At 70.9% G+C, this 21,015-nt stretch carries 21 protein-coding genes; 11 read left to right on the forward strand and 10 right to left on the reverse strand.

Going from position 1 to position 21,015, the window contains the following annotated elements; all coding sequences use genetic code 11:
* Position 1 precedes the first annotated feature (1 nt).
* Positions 2–1,111 (reverse strand): fatty acid desaturase family protein, encoded by a 1,110-nt coding sequence (locus ISP_RS11110; protein ID WP_013223974.1) that lies wholly within the window; start codon positions 1,109–1,111, stop codon positions 2–4.
* Between the two features lie 10 nt (positions 1,112–1,121).
* Positions 1,122–2,189 (reverse strand): ferredoxin reductase, encoded by a 1,068-nt coding sequence (locus tag ISP_RS11115; RefSeq protein WP_013223975.1) that lies wholly within the window; start codon positions 2,187–2,189, stop codon positions 1,122–1,124.
* 93 nt (positions 2,190–2,282) lie between these two features.
* Between ISP_RS11115 and ISP_RS11120 the strand changes: the two genes are divergently transcribed.
* The 5 genes from ISP_RS11120 (at position 2,283) to ISP_RS11140 (ending at position 6,599) form a co-directional block, all read left to right on the forward strand.
* Positions 2,283–2,942 carry a TetR family transcriptional regulator gene (locus ISP_RS11120; RefSeq protein WP_013223976.1) on the forward strand — a complete coding sequence of 220 codons (660 nt, stop codon included), beginning with the start codon at positions 2,283–2,285 and terminating at the stop codon, positions 2,940–2,942.
* A gap of 123 nt (positions 2,943–3,065) precedes the next feature.
* Positions 3,066–4,178 (forward strand): Re/Si-specific NAD(P)(+) transhydrogenase subunit alpha, encoded by a 1,113-nt coding sequence (locus tag ISP_RS11125; protein WP_013223977.1) that lies wholly within the window; start codon positions 3,066–3,068, stop codon positions 4,176–4,178.
* A gap of 5 nt (positions 4,179–4,183) precedes the next feature.
* Positions 4,184–4,486: an NAD(P) transhydrogenase subunit alpha part 2 gene (locus ISP_RS11130; RefSeq protein WP_013223978.1), complete on the forward strand. Its 303-nt coding sequence runs from the start codon at positions 4,184–4,186 to the stop codon at positions 4,484–4,486.
* On the forward strand, positions 4,483–5,871 hold the full coding sequence (locus ISP_RS11135) for an NAD(P)(+) transhydrogenase (Re/Si-specific) subunit beta (RefSeq protein ID WP_013223979.1): 1,389 nt from the start codon (positions 4,483–4,485) through the stop codon (positions 5,869–5,871). The genes ISP_RS11130 and ISP_RS11135 overlap by 4 nt, the downstream gene beginning before the upstream one ends.
* A complete protein-coding gene (locus tag ISP_RS11140) occupies positions 5,868–6,599 on the forward strand; it encodes a lipoate--protein ligase family protein (RefSeq protein ID WP_013223980.1) in 732 nt (243 codons plus the stop codon). Before ISP_RS11135 ends, ISP_RS11140 begins: the two co-directional genes overlap by 4 nt.
* Positions 6,600–6,615: 16 nt before the next feature.
* Here ISP_RS11140 and ISP_RS11145 read toward each other — a convergent pair whose 3' ends face one another.
* Positions 6,616–7,173: an Lsr2 dimerization domain-containing protein gene (locus ISP_RS11145; protein ID WP_230468760.1), complete on the reverse strand. Its 558-nt coding sequence runs from the start codon at positions 7,171–7,173 to the stop codon at positions 6,616–6,618.
* Positions 7,174–7,415: 242 nt separating this feature from the next.
* Here ISP_RS11145 and ISP_RS11150 point away from each other — a divergent pair, with 242 nt between their 5' ends.
* Positions 7,416–8,804, forward strand: a complete 1,389-nt coding sequence (locus ISP_RS11150) for a dihydrolipoyl dehydrogenase family protein (protein ID WP_034284234.1) — start codon at positions 7,416–7,418, stop codon at positions 8,802–8,804.
* Positions 8,805–8,807: 3 nt separating this feature from the next.
* On the opposite strand, the gene ISP_RS11155 is transcribed toward ISP_RS11150, so the two are convergent.
* The gene (locus ISP_RS11155) at positions 8,808–10,637 is read right to left on the reverse strand and encodes a serine/threonine-protein kinase (protein ID WP_013223983.1); all 1,830 of its coding nucleotides are present in this window, start codon (positions 10,635–10,637) and stop codon (positions 8,808–8,810) included.
* Between the two features lie 270 nt (positions 10,638–10,907).
* Between ISP_RS11155 and ISP_RS11160 the strand changes: the two genes are divergently transcribed.
* Positions 10,908–11,411: a DUF3145 domain-containing protein gene (locus ISP_RS11160; RefSeq protein ID WP_013223984.1), complete on the forward strand. Its 504-nt coding sequence runs from the start codon at positions 10,908–10,910 to the stop codon at positions 11,409–11,411.
* A 31-nt stretch (positions 11,412–11,442) separates the two neighbouring features.
* Complete coding sequence (locus ISP_RS11165) at positions 11,443–12,042, forward strand: hypothetical protein (protein ID WP_013223985.1); 600 nt, start codon at positions 11,443–11,445, stop codon at positions 12,040–12,042.
* Between the two features lie 54 nt (positions 12,043–12,096).
* Here ISP_RS11165 and ISP_RS11170 read toward each other — a convergent pair whose 3' ends face one another.
* The 6 genes from ISP_RS11170 to ISP_RS11195 all read right to left on the reverse strand — a co-directional run bounded on the left by ISP_RS11170 (position 12,097) and on the right by ISP_RS11195 (position 17,513).
* Positions 12,097–13,341, reverse strand: coding sequence for a beta-ketoacyl-[acyl-carrier-protein] synthase family protein (locus ISP_RS11170; RefSeq protein ID WP_013223986.1), 1,245 nt, complete (start codon positions 13,339–13,341; stop codon positions 12,097–12,099).
* Between the two features lie 28 nt (positions 13,342–13,369).
* On the reverse strand, positions 13,370–13,615 hold the full coding sequence (locus tag ISP_RS11175) for an acyl carrier protein (protein ID WP_004559006.1): 246 nt from the start codon (positions 13,613–13,615) through the stop codon (positions 13,370–13,372).
* Between the two features lie 74 nt (positions 13,616–13,689).
* A complete protein-coding gene (locus tag ISP_RS11180; protein ID WP_013223987.1) occupies positions 13,690–14,673 on the reverse strand; it encodes a beta-ketoacyl-ACP synthase III in 984 nt (327 codons plus the stop codon).
* Complete coding sequence (locus ISP_RS11185; protein WP_071831651.1) at positions 14,670–15,593, reverse strand: ACP S-malonyltransferase; 924 nt, start codon at positions 15,591–15,593, stop codon at positions 14,670–14,672. The genes ISP_RS11180 and ISP_RS11185 overlap by 4 nt, the downstream gene beginning before the upstream one ends.
* A 185-nt stretch (positions 15,594–15,778) precedes the next feature.
* Positions 15,779–16,216 carry a VOC family protein gene (locus ISP_RS11190; RefSeq protein ID WP_013223989.1) on the reverse strand — a complete coding sequence of 146 codons (438 nt, stop codon included), beginning with the start codon at positions 16,214–16,216 and terminating at the stop codon, positions 15,779–15,781.
* An 82-nt stretch (positions 16,217–16,298) separates the two neighbouring features.
* Positions 16,299–17,513, reverse strand: a complete 1,215-nt coding sequence (locus ISP_RS11195; RefSeq protein WP_013223990.1) for a PucR family transcriptional regulator — start codon at positions 17,511–17,513, stop codon at positions 16,299–16,301.
* 117 nt (positions 17,514–17,630) lie between these two features.
* On the opposite strand from ISP_RS11195, the gene ISP_RS11200 reads away from it, so the two are divergent.
* The 3 genes from ISP_RS11200 (at position 17,631) to ISP_RS11210 (ending at position 20,879) form a co-directional block, all read left to right on the forward strand.
* Positions 17,631–18,539: an ABC transporter ATP-binding protein gene (locus ISP_RS11200; protein ID WP_013223991.1), complete on the forward strand. Its 909-nt coding sequence runs from the start codon at positions 17,631–17,633 to the stop codon at positions 18,537–18,539.
* Positions 18,540–18,612: 73 nt separating this feature from the next.
* Entirely contained in the window at positions 18,613–19,833 is a 1,221-nt protein-coding gene (locus ISP_RS11205) for an ABC transporter permease (RefSeq protein WP_230468761.1), read from the forward strand.
* A 269-nt stretch (positions 19,834–20,102) separates the two neighbouring features.
* Positions 20,103–20,879, forward strand: coding sequence for a mechanosensitive ion channel family protein (locus tag ISP_RS11210; protein ID WP_013223993.1), 777 nt, complete (start codon positions 20,103–20,105; stop codon positions 20,877–20,879).
* Positions 20,880–21,015 lie beyond the last annotated feature (136 nt).

Below are 21,015 nucleotides of genomic sequence, written 5' to 3' on the forward strand. Positions count from 1 at the left end.
CTCACGCTGCTCGGAGCTGCCGGTCGGGTTCCACCGTAACCGGCGACGGCCCACTCTGCGGGAGAGCCAGCTTCACGATCTTCTTCGCCACCGACCAGAGCTGCTTGCGCAGCGGGCCCGTGTGGTACGGCAGCCCGTACTTCTCGCAGATCGCGCGCACCTCGCCGGCGATCTGCGGGTACCGGCGCGCCGGGATGTCGGGGAACAGGTGGTGTTCGATCTGGTGCGACAGGTTGCCGCTCAGGATGTGGAACAGCGGGCCGCCGGTGATGTTCGCCGATCCCAGGATCTGGCGCAGGTACCACTGCCCGCGCGACTCCGAAGCCGTCTCCTCCTCGGTGAAGCTCTCGACGTCCGCCGGGAAGTGGCCGCAGAAGATGATCGCGAACGCCCAGAGGTTGCGGGTCAGGTTCGCCGTCGCGTTGCCGAGGAAGGTCAGCGGCGCCAGCGGGCCGGTCAGCAGCGGGAACAGGACGTAGTCCTTCCCGATCTGCCGCGACGCCTTCCGCACGATCCGGCGGAGTACCGGAACGTTCTCGGTCCAGGTCCGCGAGCCCTTGACGACGTTCTCGACTTCGAGGTCGTGCAGCATGACGCCCCACTGGAAGAAGATCGCCAGCAGCGTCGCGTACACCGGGTTGCCCAGGTAGTAGGGATGCCACTTCTGGGCGGTGTCCATCCGCAGGATCCCGTAGCCGACGTCGCGGTCCTTGTCGACGATGTTCGTGTACGTGTGGTGGATGTAGTTGTGCGAGTGCCGCCAGTTCTCCGCCGGCGCCACGGTGTCCCACTCGAACCGCTGCGAGCTCAGCGCCGGGTCGCGCGTCCAGTCGTACTGGCCGTGCATGACGTTGTGGCCGATCTCCATGTTGTCGAGGATCTTGGCCAGCGACAGCGCGCCGACGCCGGCGAGCCACGCCGGCGGGAAGAACCCGGCGAACAGCAGCGCCCGCCCGGCGACCTCCAGGCCGCGCTGTTTCTTGATGATGTCGTGGATGTAGTCGACGTCTTCCTGGCCCAGGTCGTCGACGATCCGCTGCCGCAGCGCGTCGAGCTCGCGGCCGAACTCCTCGACCTGTTCCGGGGTCAGGCGGTCCTGCAGACCGGTCATGGCTGTCTCCCTAAGCGTCGATCTCGACGTCCCCGACGGGGACGGAGATGCAGAGCTGGATTTCTTCGTCTTCTTCGCCGGAGATCTCGCCCGTCTTGGCGTTGCGGACACGTCCGGCCGTCTTGAGCTGGGTGCACGAGAAGCAGATGCCCATCCGGCAGCCGTGCTCCGGCGAGAGCCCGGCCTCTTCGGCCTGCTCCAGCAACGGCTTCCCCGAGTTCGCGCACTCGCGCCCGCTGCGCTTGAAGCGCACCTGGCCCTCGGCGTTCTCCGTGTCGAAGGTCAGCGCCGGCGGCGTGAACTCTTCGGTGTGCACCCGTTCACCGAGCTCCTCACGCACGGCGTCCATCAAAGGCTTCGGGCCGCAGACGAACGCGTCGGCGTCGCGGAACCACGGGGCGACCCGCTCGAGGTGCTCGGGCGAGAAGAACCCGGTCAGGTCCCCGCCTTCCGAGTGGGTGTAGGCGTGCACGACCCGCAGCCCGGGGTGCCGGGCGGCGAGCTCGGCCAGTTCGGTGCGGTAGAGCGCGTCGGCCGGGCCGTTCGAGTACTGCACGAACACGATCTCGCCGGCGTGGCCCTCGTCGGCCAGCGTGCGGGCCATGGCGAGCACCGGCGTGATGCCACTGCCGCCGGCGATCAGCAGCACGCGGTCCGGCCGCTCGGCGGGCAAGGTGAAGCCACCGTCCGGAGTGGACAGATTGACCACCGAGCCGACGCCGATCGTGCGGTTCAGGTGCCCGGAGACCAGGCCCTGCTCCTTGACCGTGAACTCCAGTTCGCCGTCGTACTGCGAACCGCACGGCGAATAGCAGCGCGTGCGCCGGACGCCGTCGATCTCCACCTGCAGGCGGACGTACTGGCCGGCGGTGAAGCCCGGCCACGCGCGGCTGGGCCGCACGGTGAGCGTGACGCTGTCGGGCGTCTGCTTGCGCACCGCCGTGACCAGCCCGCGGATCTCGCGGCGGACCAGCATCGGGTCGACGAGCTCCAGGTACCGGTCCATCCCGTGCGGCGTCAGCAGCGCCTCGGCCAGCGAGGCGAGGCCGCGCACCCGCCGGGGGATGAGCGCCGTCATCGGGAACCTCCTCGATTACAGTGAACGGCTGTACACTCAACAGTGCACTGCAGGAGTGGACGCCCTGTCAACGCGAGACCCCGAGGATGTGACGTGAGCAACGCGGTGGACACCCGTACGCTGGACTTCGTGTCCGAACCCCTGACGCCGGTGAGCCGCCAAGAGCGCAAACTGCGCACCCGGCAGACGTTGCTGGACACCGCGCTCGAACTGCTGGCCGACCGGCCGTTCGCCACGCTCTCGCTGCGCGAGGTCGCCAAGGGCGCCGGCATCGTCCCGACGGCCTTCTACCGGCACTTCGCCTCGATGGAGGACCTGGGCGTCGCGCTCGTCGAAGAGGCGACGCGCACGCTGCGCGGCATGATCCGCTCCGCGCGCACGGATCCGGACACCTACCAGGGGATGATCAGCGCGTCGGTGACGACGCTGCACCAATTCGTCCGGGCGAACGAGGACCATTTCCGGTTCCTCACCCGCGAGCGGTACGCCGGCGGCTCGCTCGCCGAGGCGATCGGCGTCGAACTGCGCCTGTTCTCCGGCGACCTCGCGATCGATCTCGCCCGGTTCCCGAAGCTGCGCGAGTGGAGCACCGAAGACCTCCACATGCTGGCCGACTTGATCGTTTCCGTGATGCTGACGACCATTGTCGAACTGCTGGAAGCCCGCCCTGGTGAAGACGAGAAAATCACCGGAACGGCGGAAAAACGGCTGCGTCTGGTCCTGCTGGGCGTCCCGCACTGGAAATCCGCCTGAACGTTTCCTGCCAGACCTTCGTATCTTCTGGCACAACCCGGAGACTTGCGACCCACGTCACTGGGGACTGTCGGTCCGGCGTGGTACAACCCTCGGATCGTGCCTCGCCGATGAGGAGGTCGTGTGACGGACAGCGAACAGAGCCAGCAGCTCACCGTGGGTGTGGTGGCCGAATCACGCCCCGGGGAGCGGCGGGTGGCCATGGTGCCCAAGCTCGTCGGGCGGCTCGTGCAGCGCGGGCTGCGCGTCGTCGTCGAGCCGGGTGCCGGGTCCGGTGCGCACCTGAGTGACGACGCGTACACCCAGGCGGGCGCCGAACTCGGCGACGCCTGGGGAGCGCCGATCGTCGTGAAGGTCAACCCGCCTTCGCCCGCGGAAGTCGGGAAACTGAGCCGGGGCGCCGTGCTCGTCGGTTTCCTCGATCCGCGTGGCAACCCGGACGGGCTCGCGAAGCTCGAAGAAGCGGGGTTACGCGCCTTCGCGATGGAGGCGGTCCCGCGGATTTCCCGGGCGCAGGCGATGGACGCGCTGTCGTCGCAGGCCAGCATCGGCGGCTACCGCGCGGTGCTGCTCGCCGCGCAGAAGCTCCCGCGGTTCTTCCCGATGCTCACCACCGCGGCCGGCACCGTCCCGCCGGCCAAGGTGCTGGTGCTCGGCGCCGGCGTCGCCGGGCTGCAGGCGCTGGCCACCGCGAAACGGCTCGGCGCGCAGACCACCGGCTACGACGTGCGGCCCGAGGTCGCCGAACAGGTCAAGTCGCTCGGCGCGCAGTTCCTCGACCTCGGCATCGAGGCGGTCGGCGAAGGCGGGTACGCCCGCGAGCTGACGGCCGAGGAGCGCGACGAGCAGCAGCGGCGGCTCACCGAGGCCATCACGAAGTTCGACGTCGTCATCACCACGGCGCTGGTCCCGGGCCGCAAGGCACCGACCCTGGTCACCGCGGACGCCGTCAAGGGCATGCCCGCCGGGTCGGTCGTCGTCGACCTCGCCGGCGAAACCGGCGGCAACTGCGAGCTGACCAAGCCGGGCGAGGACGTCGTGGAGCACGACGTCACCATCTCGTCCCCGCTGAACCTGCCCGCCGAAATGCCTTCGCACGCCAGCGAGCTGTACGCGCGCAACGTCACCGAGCTGCTGGAGCTGCTGGTGACGAAGGAAGGCGCGCTCGAGCTGAACTTCGAGGACGAGATCGTCGCCGGTGCCTGCGTGGCCGGGCGCGAAGGGAGCGCGTCGTGAGTCCTTTGGTGCAGAACCTGGCGGTGCTGGTGCTCGCCGGGTTCGTCGGCTTCGCCGTCATCTCCAAGGTGCCCAACACCCTGCACACGCCGCTGATGTCCGGCACCAACGCCATCCACGGCATCGTGCTGCTCGGCGGGCTGGTCGTGCTCGGCCTCGGCGTCGACGGGGTGTTCAACAAGATCCTGCTGGTGATCGCCATCGCCTTCGGCACCATCAACGTCGTCGGCGGGTTCCTCGTCACCGACCGGATGCTGTCGATGTTCAAGGCCAAGAAACCCGCCGCCGGTGAGGAGGACGAGAAGTGACCGACTTCATCGCGATCCTCTACATCATCGCGTTCGCCCTCTTCATCTACGGCCTGATGGGCCTGACCGGCCCGCGCACCGCGGTCCGCGGCAACTGGATCGCCGCGGTCGGCATGGGCATCGCCGTGCTCGCCACGCTGCTCACCCCCGGGATGGGCAACTGGGTGCTCATCGCCCTCGGCGTCGGGATCGGCGTGGTCGTCGGCGTCCCGTCGGCGCGCAAGGTCAAGATGACCGCGATGCCGCAGATGGTGGCGCTGTTCAACGGCGTCGGCGGCGGTGCGGTCGCGCTCATCGCGTGGGTCGAGTTCAACTCGACCGACGGCTACGCGCACGAACCGGCGTACATCGCGATCGCGTCCCTGTTCGCGGCGATCATCGGGTCGATCTCCTTCTGGGGCTCGAACGTCGCGTTCGGCAAGCTGCAGGAGCTGATCAGCGGCCGCCCGATCACCATGGGCAAGCTGCAGCAGCCGGTCAACGCGCTGCTCCTGCTGATCGCGGTCGTCTGCGCGGTGCTCATCATCACCGGCGGCGACAGCGAACTGCTGATCATCGGGCTGCTGGTCGCGGCGGGCATCCTCGGCCTCACCGTGGTGCTGCCGATCGGCGGCGCGGACATGCCCGTCGTGATCTCCCTGCTCAACGCCTTCACCGGGCTCTCGGCCGCGGCGATGGGCCTGGCGCTGGACAACACGGCGCTGATCGTGGCCGGCATGATCGTCGGCGCGTCCGGCTCGATCCTGACCAACCTGATGGCCAAGGCGATGAACCGGTCCATCCCGGCGATCGTCGCGGGCGGCTTCGGCGGCGGCCCGGCGGTCGCGGCCGCCGGCGGCGCGAAGGAAGCCCGTCCGGTGCGCTCGACGAGCGCGGCCGACACCGCGATCCAGATGGCGTACGCGAGCAAGGTCGTCGTGGTTCCGGGCTACGGCATGGCCGTGGCCCAGGCGCAGCACACCGTCCGCGAGATGGCGAAGCTGCTGGAGAAGAAGGGCATCACGGTCGCCTACGCGATCCACCCGGTGGCCGGCCGGATGCCCGGGCACATGAACGTGCTGCTCGCCGAGGCCGACGTGCCGTACGAGCAGCTCAAGGAGATGGACGAGATCAACTCCGAGTTCGCCCAGACCGACGTCGCGCTGGTGATCGGCGCGAACGACGTCACGAACCCGGCCGCGCAGACCGACCCCAGCTCGCCGATCTACGGGATGCCGATCCTCAAGGTCAACGAGAGCCGGTCCGTGATCGTCTTGAAACGCGGGATGAGCTCGGGGTTCGCCGGGATCGACAACGACCTGTTCTACGATCCGAAGACCAGCATGCTCTTCGGGGACGCCAAGTCGTCGGTGGGCGAGATCGTGGAGGAACTCAAGGCGCTATGACGACCGGGTCGGATGTTCGTGCGGCGTTCACGGATCCGGCCGAGAATCTCGCTTTCGACGAAGCGCTCCTCCGGGTTGCGCCCGAGTCACCGGTGCTGTGGCTCTGGCGCAACCCGGTGTGCGTCGTCGTGGGCCGCGGGCAGCGGATCGCGCGCGAGGTGCGGATCGACGAGTGCGTCCGCGACGGTGTCCCGGTGCTGCGCCGGGCCAGCGGCGGCGGCACGGTGTTCCACGACCCCGGCAACCTGAACGTGACGCTGGTCCTGCCCGGACCGGCGGACCGGCCCCTGGAGGCGCTCGGCCAGGTGATGAGCGCCGCGGTCGACCAGCTCGGCCTGGTGCCGCGGATCGGCGACCGCGGGCTGTTCGTCGGCGACGCGAAGCTGTGCGGGTTCGCCGTGTTCCGCACCAAGACCGGCCTGCTGGCCCACTCGACGCTGCTGGTCGAGACGTCGGCGGGGCTCGTCGGCCGCTACCTGACCGGCGCGCCGCCGGACCCGCGCCCGCTCGACTCGCACCGCAGCCCGGTGGCGTCGCTGGCCGAGCACGGCCTGCGGCCCGGGTTCCCGGCGGTCGAGGCGGCGGTGCGGGCGGCGGCGTCGCAGCTGCTCGGGACGTTCGTGCCCCGGCCGCCGTCGGCGGCCGAGCTGGCGCGGCAGCGGGCGTTGCTGCACACCCGTTACCGCTACCCGTCCTGGCACGCCGACGGCGCCCAGCGCGCCGCCTGAGCCGTCTACTGTGGACTTACTCGGCCGCCGAGAACGTGACGGTCGGCACCTTGCGCGCGGCGGCCCGGGTGGTGGCCTTCGGCTCCGCGGTCTTCGGGGGTTCGGCCTTCGCGCGGGTCGTCTTCGCCGGCGCGGGCTTGGTCGCGGCGGCCTTCGTCGATGCGGTCTTGGTCGATGCGGCCTTGGCCGAGGTGCCTTCGGCGGACGCGGGCTTGGCGGGCGCGGCCTTCCCGGCGGCGGACGTGGCCTTCGTTCGCCCGGGCGTGGCTTTGGCGGGCGCGGCCTTCGCGGCGGGCGGCGTGGCTTTCGCTCTCCCGGGTGTGGCCGCGGCCTTTGCGACGGCCGTCTTCGGCGCGGTCTTCTCGGCGCCCGGGACAGTCCGGGGCCGGTTCTTGCGGCCACCGGTGCGGCGGCCGGCGTCGGCGTACCGCTGCAGGAGCCCGCGCAACGCCTCGGCGTTGGCGAAGGAGAGGTCGATGTCGTAGTCGATGCCGTCCAGCCCGAAGCCGACGGTCTCCACCGCGGGCTCACCGGTCAGATCATCCAGCACCCGCACAGCCGTGTTCCTGGCCACGACAAACCTCCCGTGCTCGAACGTGTGATGTGTTCGCGCGCACCGGGTCCGACGGCACCCGGGGCCGCCGACTGAGTCATCGTCACCGATCCGACCGGCAGCCACGGCGGAACAGGTGCCGGTGAGCGGGTTGGCTCGCCGACCGTGTCCGCCTGCTTTCGGCCGGATCGGTGACTTGCAGCTTCCCGACGGAGGATAGCCGCTGGCTTGCGTGATCCCGCGTAGTGGTGTGACCTGAAGCCATGGCTGCAGAGACTTTTGACGTAGTGGTGATCGGTGCGGGTCCGGTGGGAGAGGTGGCCGCCGAACGGGCGGCCCGCGGAGGCCTGAAGGTCGCCCTCGTCGAGCACGAACGCTTCGGCGGCGAGTGCTCCTACTGGGCCTGCATCCCGAGCAAGGCGTTGCTGCGGCCGGGAAATCTCCTCGCCGCCGCCAAGCGCGTGCCCGGCGTGCCGGTCGGTGACCGGATCGACCCGGCGGCGGTGTTCGCGCGCCGTGACTGGTTCACCGGCAAGGGCGACGACTCGGGGCAGGTCGACTGGGCCCGCGGGGCGGGCATCGAACCGGTTCGCGGGCACGGGGAAATCACCGGGGAGCGGGAGGTCACCGTCGGCGGCGACCGCGTGCTGACCGCCCGGCACGCGGTGATCGTCTGCACCGGCAGCGTGCCGAGCACGCCGTCGATCCCCGGGCTCGACACGATCCGGCCGTGGGGTTCGCGTGAAGCGACGTCGGCGCCTTCGGTGCCCTCCCGGCTCGGCGTCCTCGGCGGCGGCGTGGTCGGCGTCGAGATGGCGCAGGCGTTCGCGACGCTCGGGTCGGAGGTCCACCTGGTGATCACCGGCCCGCGGCCGCTGCCGCGCAACGCCGCGTTCGCCGGTGACCTCGTGCTGGCGGGGCTGCGCGAAGTCGGCGTCGAGGTGCACACGGACTCGGGCGTTTCGCAGGTCGCCGCGGGGGACTCCGGGACGACGCTGACGCTGAAGGACGGCTCGACGCTGGTCGTCGACGAGTTCCTGGTGGCCACGGGCCGCCGTCCGGCGACCGCCGGGCTCGAGCGCTTCGGGATCGAGCCCGGGCACCCGCTGGAGACCGACGACACCGGCCGGGTGTCCGCAGTGGACGGTGACTGGCTGTTCGCGGCCGGCGACGTCACCGGCCGGGCGCCGCTGACCCACCAGGGCAAGTACGGCGCCCGCGCGGCGGGCGACACGGTGGCGGCGCTGGCCGCGGGCACGCCGGTTTCGGCTTCGCCGTGGAGCCGGTTCACCGCCACGGCCGACCACCACGCGGTGCCGCAGGTGGTGTTCACCGACCCGGAGGTCGCGGCCGTCGGCCTGGCGGACGCGCGGCCGGGCTCGGCGGACCGCGTCGTCGACATCGACATCGCGGTGGCGGGCTCGTCCCTGCACGCGGACGGCTACACGGGCAAGGCCCGGATGGTCGTCGACACCGAGCGGAACGTGCTCCTGGGCGTGACGTTCGTCGGCCAGGACGTCTCGGAGCTGCTGCACTCGGCGACGATCGCGATCGTCGGCGAGGTGCCCCTGGACCGGCTGTGGCACGCGGTGCCGTCGTTCCCGACGATCAGCGAGGTGTGGCTGCGGCTGCTGGAGGCGTACGGGCTCTGAGGGCTACTGGGCGGGCAGGTCGAGGGCGGCCGTGGCCGCCCTGACCAGGCCGGGATCGTCCGGAGTGGACGGTCCCGGCGCCCAGACGGCCTGCACGAGCCGCACGGACGAGCCGTCGAGCTTGCTGGCGTAGGCGGCGTTCTCGAACCGCGGGACGGGGGTGGCGCCCCACTGGCCGGTCTCGGTGGCGAGGTCGAGGACACCGCCCCCGCCCGGGGTGTCGGCGACGGCCTTGAAGGCGGCGGCTTGCGCGGCATCGGGGAAGTCGACGACCCCGACGGTGACGGCCCCACCCCGGCCGTCGACGGTGGCGGCGTAGCTGGCGCGTTTGACGCCGGAGCAGCTGGTCTGCTGCAAGCTGGCCTGGGTGTCCCCGAAGGCGTGGGAGGCACATCGCTGATCCCCGCCGGCGGCGCGAAGGGCGAACTGGAGGCTGCGCACCGGCGTGGTCGGCGGAGGCTGCGATTTCGAGGTGGCCGGCGGAGGCGCCGGAGCGGCGGCGGTGTCATCACCGGTGGTGGCGACGACAACGGCGGCGACGACGAGGAGAACGAGGGCGCCGATGGCCCCGAGCGGCAGCCAGCGGACGGTCCGCGGAGTGACGGCGGGTTCGGGTTTCGGCCGCGGGCGGGGGAAGGGCTGCGGGGAGGCCGCGGGAAGCGGACCGGAAGAGCCACGGGGCGGCTCGGGTGCGGTGGGTGGCGGGGCGGGTTGCGAGGTGGTTGACCCCGCTTCGGTGGGGTGCTCGGCTTCGGTGGGGAGAACCTCGGTGGGTTCCGCCTCGACGGAGGGGGAAGTGCTCTCGGTACCGGGGAACACCGGCCGCGCCGAAGGGTCCGCAGGGCCCGGTTCCGTCTGCAGAGGTCGTGGGAGAAGCTCGGTGGGTTCCGTCTCGACCGAGGGATCCGTGCGGTCCGATTCCGCCTGCACCGGCGACGGAAGAACCTCGGTGACTTCCGCGGGAGCGGTCTCCGGAAGTTCGGCCGCGGAAGGCTCGGCCGCAGGAGGTTCGGCTGCGGAAGGTTCGCCCGCGGGACGGTCGCCCGCAGGGGGTTCTGCCGCGGCCTCCGGGACCACGGCGGGCGACGGCGCAACTCCAACCGGCGTCGTGGTCCGCCAGTCGGTGGTACCCACCCCCACCGGGGCGGCAGCGGCGACAGCACCAGCAGGAGCCGGCGGTGACTGCTGCGGGCCATCGTCCCAAAGGGACTCCGGCGGCGAATCGTCCGTCAGGCGGCTGAAGCCCTCGGCCAGCAGGACCTCGTCCGTGAACTCCGGTGCCGACGGCGCCAGCCCCCTGATCAGCGCCCGCACCTGGTCCACCGATCGCGGCCGGTGCGCCGTGGCCAGGGATACCGTGGCCGCCAGCATCGTCGTCGGGGTCGGGTGCAGGACCCGGACCGGTCCGGCCAGGTCGGCCGCCGGCTGGTCCACCGTCTCCACGTACGGTCCCACCGCGATGATCGTGCCCACCGGGGCCGTTCCCGGGACAAGTGCGGCAATTTGCCTTTCGCAAGCTTGGGAGATGTCCAGCGCTTCCGTGGCCGGGTTCACCGAATCGTCGTCCGCGACCAGGGGCCAGCCGTCCGCTTTCCAGGGGCCGCCCAGCGGTGCCTCCAGGCGCAGGGCCGGGTCCGGGAGGTCCACGCCGATCACGATGATCACGCCGTGGGGGAGCAGGACCACCGCCTCGATCGGGCGGTCCGTCACCCCGCCCACGCCCACCAGGGCGATCCCGCCGATCACGGTGCTGCCGCGGCCCAGGGACGCCAGTGCCGCCCGGATGTCGTCCGCCACCCGGGACTGCTGCCGCTCCAGGCGCACCAGTCGCACCGCTGTCCCTCCCTCTCGTCGTTCCGGGTCAACACGCTAGCGCGCCCAGCGCAAGGATCCGCGCGACACGGGCGCGCCGCGGCCGCTTGCCCTCCGAAAGTGTGTGGTGGGTGACTTGTGGTGTTCATGTGGCCAAACAGCACGGTTGGGGTGCAGAATGTGCTACAACGCATCGGAGGCGGTATTCGGGAGCCGCACTGAGGCCGCGCTGCAGCTCGAAGTAGGGCGTAGGGGAAGACGTCCCTCGTCGAGCAACAAGCGGAGGTAGCAGTGAGCACCCGTGGCAGCACCCGAGGTGTGGTGTACGTCCACTCGTCGCCGTCTGCGGTGTGTCCGCACGTCGAGTGGGCCATTTCGGGCACCCTGGGTGCCCGCGTTGACCTGAAGTGGACGGCGCAGCCGGCCAGTCCGGGTCAGCTTCGCGCCGAATGCGGATGGCGCGCGCCCGCGGGCACCGGCGCCAAACTGGCGTCCGCCCTCAAGGCGTGGCCGATGATTCGGTTCGAGGTGACCGAAGAGCCCAGTGCGGGCGTCGACGGCGAACGGTTCTGCTTCGCGCCCGGCCTCGGCCTCTGGCACGGGCGGACCAGCGCCAACGGCGACATCGTGGTGGGCGAGGACCAGCTGCGCGCGCTCGTCAGCATGACCCGCGGCGGCGAGTCCCTCGCGCACAAGCTGGACGAGCTCCTGGCCGCGAGCTGGGACGAAGCGCTCGAGCCCTACCGCCACGCCGGTGACGGCGCGCCGGTGACCTGGCTGCACCAGGTCGGCTGAGCCCCGGGACGGGGGCCGGTACGCTTTCCGCGTGACCACCCCCGCCCCCAGCTCTCGCCAGCGCTGGCTGGTGCCCGTCGTGGTCGTGGTGCTGTCCGTGACCGTCGGTGGCGGCTTGCTCGCGCGCGAAATCTACCGCCGTCCCGACCAGCCCGCCGACGACGCCTCCATCGCGGTGTCGACGCCGTCGCCGTCCAGCATCGGCGCGCCGGCCGCGGTGGACGACGACGTCCGGATGACCGACGACGCGAAGCGGCACCCGCAGGCCGATGCCGTGCGCCGGGTGCTGGAGAAGTACTTCACGGCCATCAACACCAAGCAGTACGCGCAGTGGACCGACGTGGTCACCGACGAGCGGGCCGCCGCCCAGACGCAGACCGACTGGAGGCGGGGGGTGCGCACCACAAAGGACAGCGACGCCCTCGTCTACCGGATCGAGCGCTCGTCCGGGAACTCGCTGCGGGTCCTGGTCGGCTTCACCAGCCGGCAGGCGGTCGAGGACGCCCCGCTGTTCTTCCGCGAGCCGTGCATCAAGTGGCGGCTCGTCCTGCCGATGGTGCTCGACAACAAGGCACTGAAGATCGCCGCCGCCGTCGACGGTGGACCGCCGCCCGAACACGAAAAGTGCTGAAAACGAAGGAAGGGGCCCGGCCGAAGCCGGGCCCCTTCCTTCGTTCCGGAGAACTCAGACCGTGAACAGCAGCGCGGTGTTGTGGCCGCCGAACCCGAACGAGTTGCTGATCGCCGCGGTCAGCTCGACCTTGCGCGGTTCGCCCGCGACGACGTCCAGCTGCACCCGCGGGTCCAGGTCGGTCAGGTTCCGGGTGGCCGGCACGAGACCGTGGTAGAGCGACAGGATCGTGATGATCCCCTCGACCGCGCCGGCCCCGCCGACGAGGTGGCCGAGCGAGCCCTTCGGCGCCGTCACGACGGGGTGTTCCCCGATCGCGTTGCGGATCGCCGCGGCCTCGCCGATGTCGCCGACCACAGTGGACGTCGCGTGCGCGTTCACGTGCCCGATGTCCGCCGCGGTCACCCCGGCCATCTTCATCGCCGCGCGCATCGCGGCGATCTGGCCGATGCCCTCGGGGTGGTTGCCGGTGATGTGGTAGGCGTCCGAGGTGATGCCGTGCCCGGCGATCGTCGCGTAGACGCGCGCCCCGCGGGCCTTCGCCAGGTCCGCGCGCTCCAGGATGACCACGCCGGCGCCCTCACCGAGGACGAAGCCGTCGCGGTTGGCGTCGAACGGCCGCGACGCGCTCGCCGGGTCGTCGTTGCGCGTGGAGACCGTGCGGGCCTGGGCGAAGCCGGCCAGCGTGATCGGGTGGATGCACGCCTCGGCGCCCCCCGCGACCACGACGTCGGCGCGCCCGGAGCGGATCATCTCCACGCCGTTGGCGATGCCCTCGGCACCCGAGGCGCAGGCCGAGGCCGGGGAGTGCACCCCGGCCCGCGCCTTGAGGTCGATGCCCACGTGCGCGGCCGGGCCGTTCGGCATCAGCATCGGCACGGTCAGCGGCGACACCTTGCGGAGACCCTGCTGGTGCAACAGGTCGTTCTGGGTGAGCAGGGTGACCGGGCCGCCGATGCCGGTGCCGATCGACACGCCGAGGCGGTCGGGGTCGACGTCGGTGTGCTCGTCGGTCGGCTCGGTGTACCCGGCGTCGGCCCACGCCTGCCGGGCGGCGATCAGCGCGACCTGCTCGCAGCGGTCCAGCCGGCGGGCCTGCACCCGCGGCAGGACCTCCGAGGGATCGACGGCCAGCTGGCCGCCGATCTTGACGGGCAGCTGCAGCTCCTCGACCCAATCGGCCTCGATCGCGCGAACCCCGCTCGCCCCGGCCAGCAGACCGTCCCAGGTGGACGTGACGTCCCCGCCGAGCGGTGTGGTGGCGCCGAGACCGGTGATCACGACGTCGATGTTGCTCATGGGAGTCTCCTCAAGGAGGGAAGAGGACTTACTTCGAGTTGGCCGACACGTAGTTCACCGCGTCGCCCACGGTCTTGAGGTTGGCGAGCTCGTCGTCCGGGATCTTGACGCCGAACTTGTCCTCGGCCTGCACGGCGATCTCGACCATCGACAGCGAGTCGATGTCCAGGTCGTCCACGAACGACTTCTCGGCGGTGACGTCGTCCTGAGCCACACCGGCGACCTCTTCGACGATCTCGGCGAGGCCGGCGAGGATCTCAGCGTTGTCAGCCATGGGGGTGTTCCCTTCTCGGTCTTACTGGGGGTCTGTTTCCCTCGGGCGAATGCCCGCGGGGAGCGTAACGGTGATCAGGGGCAGATGAACGCCTGCCCGGCGTAGGACAGGCCCGCGCCGAACCCGACCGCCAGCACCACGTCGCCGGGCTTCGCCGTCCCGGCCTTGCGCATGTGGTCCAGCGCGAGGGGGATGGAGGCCGACGAGGTGTTGCCGGAGTACTTGATGTCGTCGGCGACGACCATGTCTTCGCGGGCGCCGTTGGCCCGCAGCTTCTTCGCGATCGCCTCGACGATGCGCAGGTTCGCCTGGTGCGGGATCAGCACGTCCACATCGGACGGCTTGAGCCCGGCGACCTCGAGCGCCTGCATCGCGATCGGCGCGATCTTCGTGGTCGCCCACCGGAAGACCGACTGGCCCTCCTGGTAGATGTACTTGTCGTCGCGCATGTAGATGAGGTCGACCAGGTCGCCCGCGCTGCCCCACGACACCGGGCCGATCTCCGGCTCGTCGGACGCGCCGACGACCGCGGCGCCCGCGCCGTCGGCGAAGATGATCGCGTTCGCGCGGTCGGTCGGGTCGACCGAGTCGGTGAGCTTCTCGGCCCCGATGACCAGGACCTTCTTCGCCGAACCCGCCCGGATCAGGTCCGAGGCGACGCCCAGGCCGTAGCAGAACCCGGCGCACGCGGCGTTGAGGTCGAACGCGCCGGGGCTGGGGATGCCGATCCGGGCGGCGACCTGCGCGGCGGCGTTCGGGATGAGCGTCGGCATGGTGCAGTTCGGCAGGATCACCGTGTCCACTTCGGACGGGTCGACCCCGGCGTCTTCCAGCGCGGCCTTGCCGGCGGCGACGGCGAAGTCGGTCAGCGACTCGTCCTTTTCGGCGAACCGCCGCTCGATGATCCCGACGCGCGACTGGATCCACTCGTCGCTGGTTTCCATGAACTTCGAGAGGTCGTCGTTGGTGACGATCTTCTCGGGCTGCGCGCTGCCGATGCCCAGCACGCGGCTGCCGCGGGAGCCGGGGTTGAGGCTCAGGGCGGGTCGGTCGGTCACGAGGCGTCCTCCTGGCGCAGCGCCGCCAGCTCGGCCGGCGTCTTCAGCGCGGTGATAGTGGTGACAACGCCCTTGAGCTGCCGCTTGACCAGGCCGGTCAGGGTGCCCGCGGGCGCGAGTTCGATCGTGCGGGTGACGCCGAGGGAGACCAGGCCGTCCATCGTCAGGTCCCAGCGGACCGGGCGGGTGACCTGGGAGACCAGCCGCGCCAGGTACTCGGCCCCGCTGGTGACGACGGCGCCGTCCGCGTTGGACAGCAGCGGGCGGACCGGGTCGGCCGGGGTCAGCTCGGCGGCGTGGGCGCGCATCGCCTCTTCGGCGGGCGCCATGTAGTGCGTGTGGAACGCGCCGGCGACCTTGAGGGCGCGGATCTTCGTGCCTTCGAGGGGCTCGGCGACGATCTTCGCGATCGTGTCGGCGGCACCGGAGGCGACGATCTGCCCCGCGCCGTTGCGGTTCGCCGCGGTCAGGCCCTGCTCTTCGAGCCACGCGACGACCTGCTCGGGGTCCCCGAGCATGACCGCGGCCATCGACGTCGGCTCCAGCGCGCACGCCTTCGCCATCTCGGCACCGCGGACGGCGGCGAGCGCGACGGCGTCTTCCGGCTTCAGCACCCCGGCGATCGCGGCGGCCGCGAGCTCGCCGACGGAGTGGCCGGCGACCGGCGCGTCCGCGGCGACCGGAGCGGTGGCCTGGAGGTGCTCGAAGGTGAGCAGCGACAGAGCGACGATCAGCGGCTGGGCGATCGCGGTGTCCTGGATCTCGTCGGCGTCCGCCTCGGTGCCGACGCGGAGCAGGTCGAGCCCGGCGCGCTCGGACCACTGGGCGACGCGCTCGCGCGCGCCGTCGAGGTCGAGCCAGGGCGTGAACATACCGGGGGCCTGGGCCCCTTGGCCGGGAGCGAGGACTGCTGCTGTCACCCTTCAAGACAACACGGCAGAGGGTGTTTTCCGGGATGCCGACGTTCACAGTGTCTGTGCGGCGTCTTTGTCGGAAACCTCCAAAGACGCGCCGCAGAAGCTCGCGCGTAACCCGGAAGCCTTGTCGGGTTCAATCACCTTTCGCTGTTAAGTCCATCACGTGACGCCCGTCTCGGGAAGGGAGCTCAGCCGAGGTTTTCCGCCAGCGCGACGATGAGGCCCTCGGGGCCCCGGATGTAGGCGAGCCGGTGGCTGTCCCCGTACTGCACCAGCTCGCCCAGTGGTTCGGCGCCGTGCGAGCGCGCGCGGGTCAGGACGGCCTCGATGTCCTCGACGGCGAACATGATGCGGCGGAGACCGAACGCGTTGACCGGCGCGTCCCGGTCGGCGGTGGGGGCCGCCGGCGCGTGGAACTTCATCAGCTCGAGCCGCCCGTGGCCGTCCGGGGTGCGCACCACGGCCATGTCGCACCGGACACCCTCGAGCCCGACGAGGACGTCCACCTCCGGTCCGCCGACCGTGGCCTCGCCCTCGAGCTCCAGGCCGAGAGCGACGAAGAACGCGGTCACCGCCGCGAGGTCGTCGACGACGACGCCGACGTTGTCCATCCGCTGGATCGTCATGGTTGCTCCTCCGTCACGCGGCCCCGGCGGCCACTCGTACCCCGGGGACGGAGCCGGCACGACGGTCTCGACATCCGCGGCGTCACCAAAGCCCGCGGGCCCTCGCCAGCCGTCCGACGGTCAAGGCGATCCGCAGCACCAGGGCGTCGCGCGGGTCGGTCGCCTGGCAGCCCGTGAGGTCCGCGGCCTTCCGCAGCCGGTAGCGGACCGTGTTCGGGTGGACGAACAGCGTCTTCGCGCACGTCTCCAGCACGCCGCCGCTCTCCAGGTACGCCTCCACCGTGCGCTGCAGCGTCGGCCCGGCCTCCTCGAGCGGGCGCGCGATGGTGTCCACCAGCAGCCGCTCGGCCTCCGCGTCGCCCGACAGCGCGCGCTCGGGCAGCAGGTCCGCGGACCGCACCGGCCGGGGCGCGCCCGGCCAGCCGACCACCGCGCGCAGCCCCGACAACGCCTCCGTCGCGCTGTGGTGGGCCTCCGCCAGCGACGGCACCGTCGGGCCGGCGACCACCGGGCCCTCGGCGAACGCCACCGACATCCGGGTCAGGATCTCCCGCTCCTTCACCCCGCCGTCGGTCGGGCCGCCGACCACGACCACCAGCCGGGAACCCTGCACCGACAGCAGCACCGGACGCCCGACGCGGGCCGCGCGGCTGCGGACCTCGAACACCACCGTCGGCGGGTCCTCCGACGGCGGGTTGCCGACCAGGACGGTCGCCGCCGCCGACGGTTCCCAGCCGAGCGCCGTGGCGCGCGAGAGCACCGACTCCTCGGCGTCGCCGCGGACGATGCCGTCGACGACCAGCGCCTCCAGCCGGGCGTCCCAGGCACCGCGCGCTTCGGCCGCGGCGGCGTAGGAATTCGCCGCCGCGAAGGCGATTTCCCGGCCGTAGCGCAGGATTCCTTCGATCAAAGCGGCACGTTCGGCTTCGTTCGCGGCGAAATCGGGAAGCTGCTCCTCGAACACCTCGATGGCCAGCCGCACCATGCCGACCGCCTGGCGCAGGCTGATCCACCGCGACAGCTCGGCCGGCGCGTCGCGGAACGCCTCGGTCGTGAGCTTGAGGGCCTCCTTGGAATCCCGCAGCCAGGAGACGAAGCCGGCCGCCCCGGCCTGGGTGATCAGCAGGACGCTCGCGCGCTGGTCGGCGGGCAGCCGGGCGAACCAGGGCAGCCGCTGTTCCATCACCGCGATGCTCGCGCTCGCCAGGCTGCCGGACGCGTGCTCCAGCCGCCGGAGCGTCTTCGCGGACAGTCCGTGGTGCTTCGGCACCGGGCGCGGGGCGGGGGTTCCATCCATGGCGAGGCGATCCTACGTGCCCGCAACTTTGGTAGCCCCTCGCGGCAACGCGCGAGGGTAGGCGGTGCGTCTACGCACTGCCTAGGATCGAGGCCACACAGGAACGGGGGAACCGGAATGACCGGTTTGGAGATCGATGGGGTGTCCAAACGCTACGGCGAAGTGGTCGCCCTGCGGGAAATGACGTTCGACGTCCGGCCGGGCGAACTGTTCGGCTTCGTCGGCAGCAACGGCGCCGGCAAGACCACGACCATGCGGATCGCGCTCGGGGTGCTGTCCGCCGACGCCGGCGAAGTCCGCTACGACGGCGTCCCGGTCACCCACGAAACGCGCCGCCACATCGGATACATGCCCGAAGAACGCGGGCTCTACCCGAAGATGAAGGTGGCCGAGCAGCTGACCTACCTCGCGCGGCTGCACGGCATGCCCGCCGCCGACGCGCGGGCGTCGGCGGAGAAGTGGACCGAACGGCTGGGCGTCGCCGGCCGCCGCGACGACGAGGTGCAGAAGCTCTCCCTCGGCAACCAGCAGCGCGTCCAGCTGGCCGCGGCGCTGGTGCACGAGCCACGGATCCTGGTGCTCGACGAGCCGTTCTCCGGCCTCGACCCGGTCGCGGTCGACGTGATGAGCCAGGTGCTCAAGGAGAAGGCGGCCGAGGGGGTGCCGGTCGTGTTCTCCAGCCACCAGCTCGATCTGGTGGAACGGCTCTGCGACCGCGTCGGGATCGTCCGCAGTGGACAGATGGTCGCCCGGGGCACGGTCGACGAGCTGCGCGCCGGCGGCGCCGTGCGGCTGCGGGTCGACGTCCCCGAGGCCGCCGACGGGTGGGCCGACGGCCTGCCCGGGGTGAAGGTGCTCGGGCGGACGGGCGCGGTGACCGAGCTCGAGCTGGGCGAGGGCGCCGACGACCAGGCCGTGCTCAAGGCGGCGCTGGCCACCGGGCCGGTCCACGAGTTCGCCCGCGAGCAGCCGTCGCTGACCGACCTGTTCCGGTCCGTCGTCACCACCGAGGAGGTTTCCGCATGAGGGAGCTTGCGACCGAATCATCCAACACTGCGCTTGCTGCTCAGGCCGCACCGAGCGTCAGCGAGGTGTGCGCATGAGTACCCCGGTTCCGGATGTTCGGATGAGCCCGACGGCCGCGGTGGGCCTGGTCGCCTCCCGCGAGATCAGCACCCGTGTGAAGTCGAAGGCCTTCCGCGTCAGCACCGTGATCATGTTGCTGCTCATCGTGGTCGGCATCGTGGCGATCAAGCTGATCTCCGGCGGCAGCGGCCCCGACGCCAAGGTCGGGTTCACCACCGCGACGGCCGCCTTTTCGGCGCCGTTGAAGGCGGTCGGGAAGACCCTCGACGAGAACATCGAGACCACTCAGGTCGCCGACGAGGCCGCCGGGCGCGCGAAGCTGGCCGACGGCTCGCTCGACGCGCTGCTCACCGGCGACGGCAAGAACGTGCACGTCCAGGTGAAGAAGGACCTCGACGGCAAGCTCGCCAACGTCCTGCAGCTCGTGTCGCAGCAGGTCGCGGTCAGCCGGCAGGTCACGGCGCTGGGCGGTGACCCGGCCCGGTTCCAGGCGGCGATCGCGTCCGCGAAGTTCGTCGAGGACCCGCCGCTGGAGGAGCCGTACGACTACAACGGCCAGCAGCTCGTGCTGGGCATCGTCGCCGGCATCCTGATCTACCTGTCGCTGATGATCAACGGCCAGAGCGTGGCCCAGGGTGTCGTCGAGGAAAAGACGTCCCGGGTCGTCGAACTGCTGCTGTCGACGATCAAGCCGTGGCAGCTGATGGCAGGCAAGGTGCTCGGGATCGGGGTGGTGGGGCTGATCCAGATGCTCGTGATCGGCGCCGGCGGGGTCATCGCCGGGCTGTCCACCGGAGTGCTGACCATCTCCGTTTCCGCGGCCGTGGGCACGGTCGTCTGGCTGGTGGTCTGGTACCTGCTCGGGTTCTTCATGTACTCGATCGTGTTCGCCGCGCTCGGGGCGCTGGTTTCGCGCCAGGAAGACGTCGGCGGCGCGACGATGCCGGCCCTGATGTTCGTGATCGCCGGGTACGTGATCGGCATTTCCGTGCTGCCGTCGGATCCGGGCAACACGTTCGTCGAGGTGCTTTCGGTGATTCCGGTGTTCTCGCCGACGCTGATGCCGATGCGCCTGGCGATGGGCGGGGTGCCCGTTTGGGAAGCGGTGGTGTCGGTGGGGCTGGTGGTGCTGCTGATTCCGGGGCTGATCTGGCTCGCCGCGCGGATCTACCGGAACGCCGTCATGCGCACCGGCGCGAAAGTGAAACTCCGCGACGCGCTGCGCGCCGCCTGAGGTTTCCCTGATCCGGCCCCCGGCACCCCTGGGGGCCGGATTCGTGCCTGTCCGGACAGTGCCTGTCTCCGGATAATGCTCGAGGCCGCCCGGCGCTTGCGGTTTACGCTGCGCCGGACGGCCTCGTCTCCCCGGTCCCCACCGGTAGAACCAGTATGGCCACGGGTGATCTTTCCGCGCCAGTCGTCTCACTCGATCGTGGGGCGCACGAGTTGCCGCCCCCGGGTACTTGATCGACGATCCGGTGCAAATCCGTGGAGGGAGTCGGTATGGGCGAGCAACTTAAGGACGGGCTCGGGCAGGCGTGGGCCATGGTGGCCACGTTCGTCCCGAAACTCGTGGGATTCCTGATCATCCTGCTGATCGGCTGGTTGATCGCGAAAGCCGTCTCGAAAGGGCTGGCACTCGTGCTCGGGAAAGCCGGTTTCGGGAAACTGGTCGAGCGGACCGGGCTGAGCGGAAAGATCGGCCAGCAGAAGATCGACGCGACCGGGATCCTCGTCAAATTGGTCTACTACTTCATTCTGCTGATCGCGCTGCAGCTGGCGTTCGGCGTGTTCGGGCCGACCAACCCGGTGAGCCAGCTGCTCAACGACATCATCGCGTTCCTGCCGCGGATCGTGGTGGCGCTGGTGCTCGTCGTGGTGGCCGCGGCGATCGCGAAGGTGGTGCGGGACGTCGTCGCGTCCGCGCTGTCCGGCCGCGGTGCGGCGCGCCCGCTTTCAGTGGCGGCCTACTGGCTGATCATGGCGTTCGGCATCATCGCGGCCCTCGGCCAGGTGAACATCGCGACGGCCATCACCGGCCCGGTGCTGATCGCGGTCCTGGCGACGATCGGCGGCGTGATCGTGGTCGGCTTCGGCGGCGGCCTGATCAAGCCGGCCCAGGACCGCTGGCGCGGCTGGATGGCGAACATGGAGCACCAGCTGGAGACCCCGGCCCAGCGCACGGGCGAGATGAGCACGCACGCGGCGGCCCCGCGGGCGACGGTCGGCGCGGACAGCACCCCGACGCCGCCGGTCGGCACCCCGCGCCCGCAGATCTGAGCGGGGATCGGCGCGGGCCCGGCGGTCGAGGAAGGCGCCGGGCCCGCGCCGACCCGAGTGCCCCAATGTGGCCTTGGTTGCGTTCAACGCACCCAATGTGGCCTTCGGTGCGTTGAACGCACCGAAGGCCACATTG

The organism is Amycolatopsis mediterranei, assembly GCF_026017845.1.
GTDB lineage: Bacteria > Actinomycetota > Actinomycetes > Mycobacteriales > Pseudonocardiaceae > Amycolatopsis > Amycolatopsis mediterranei.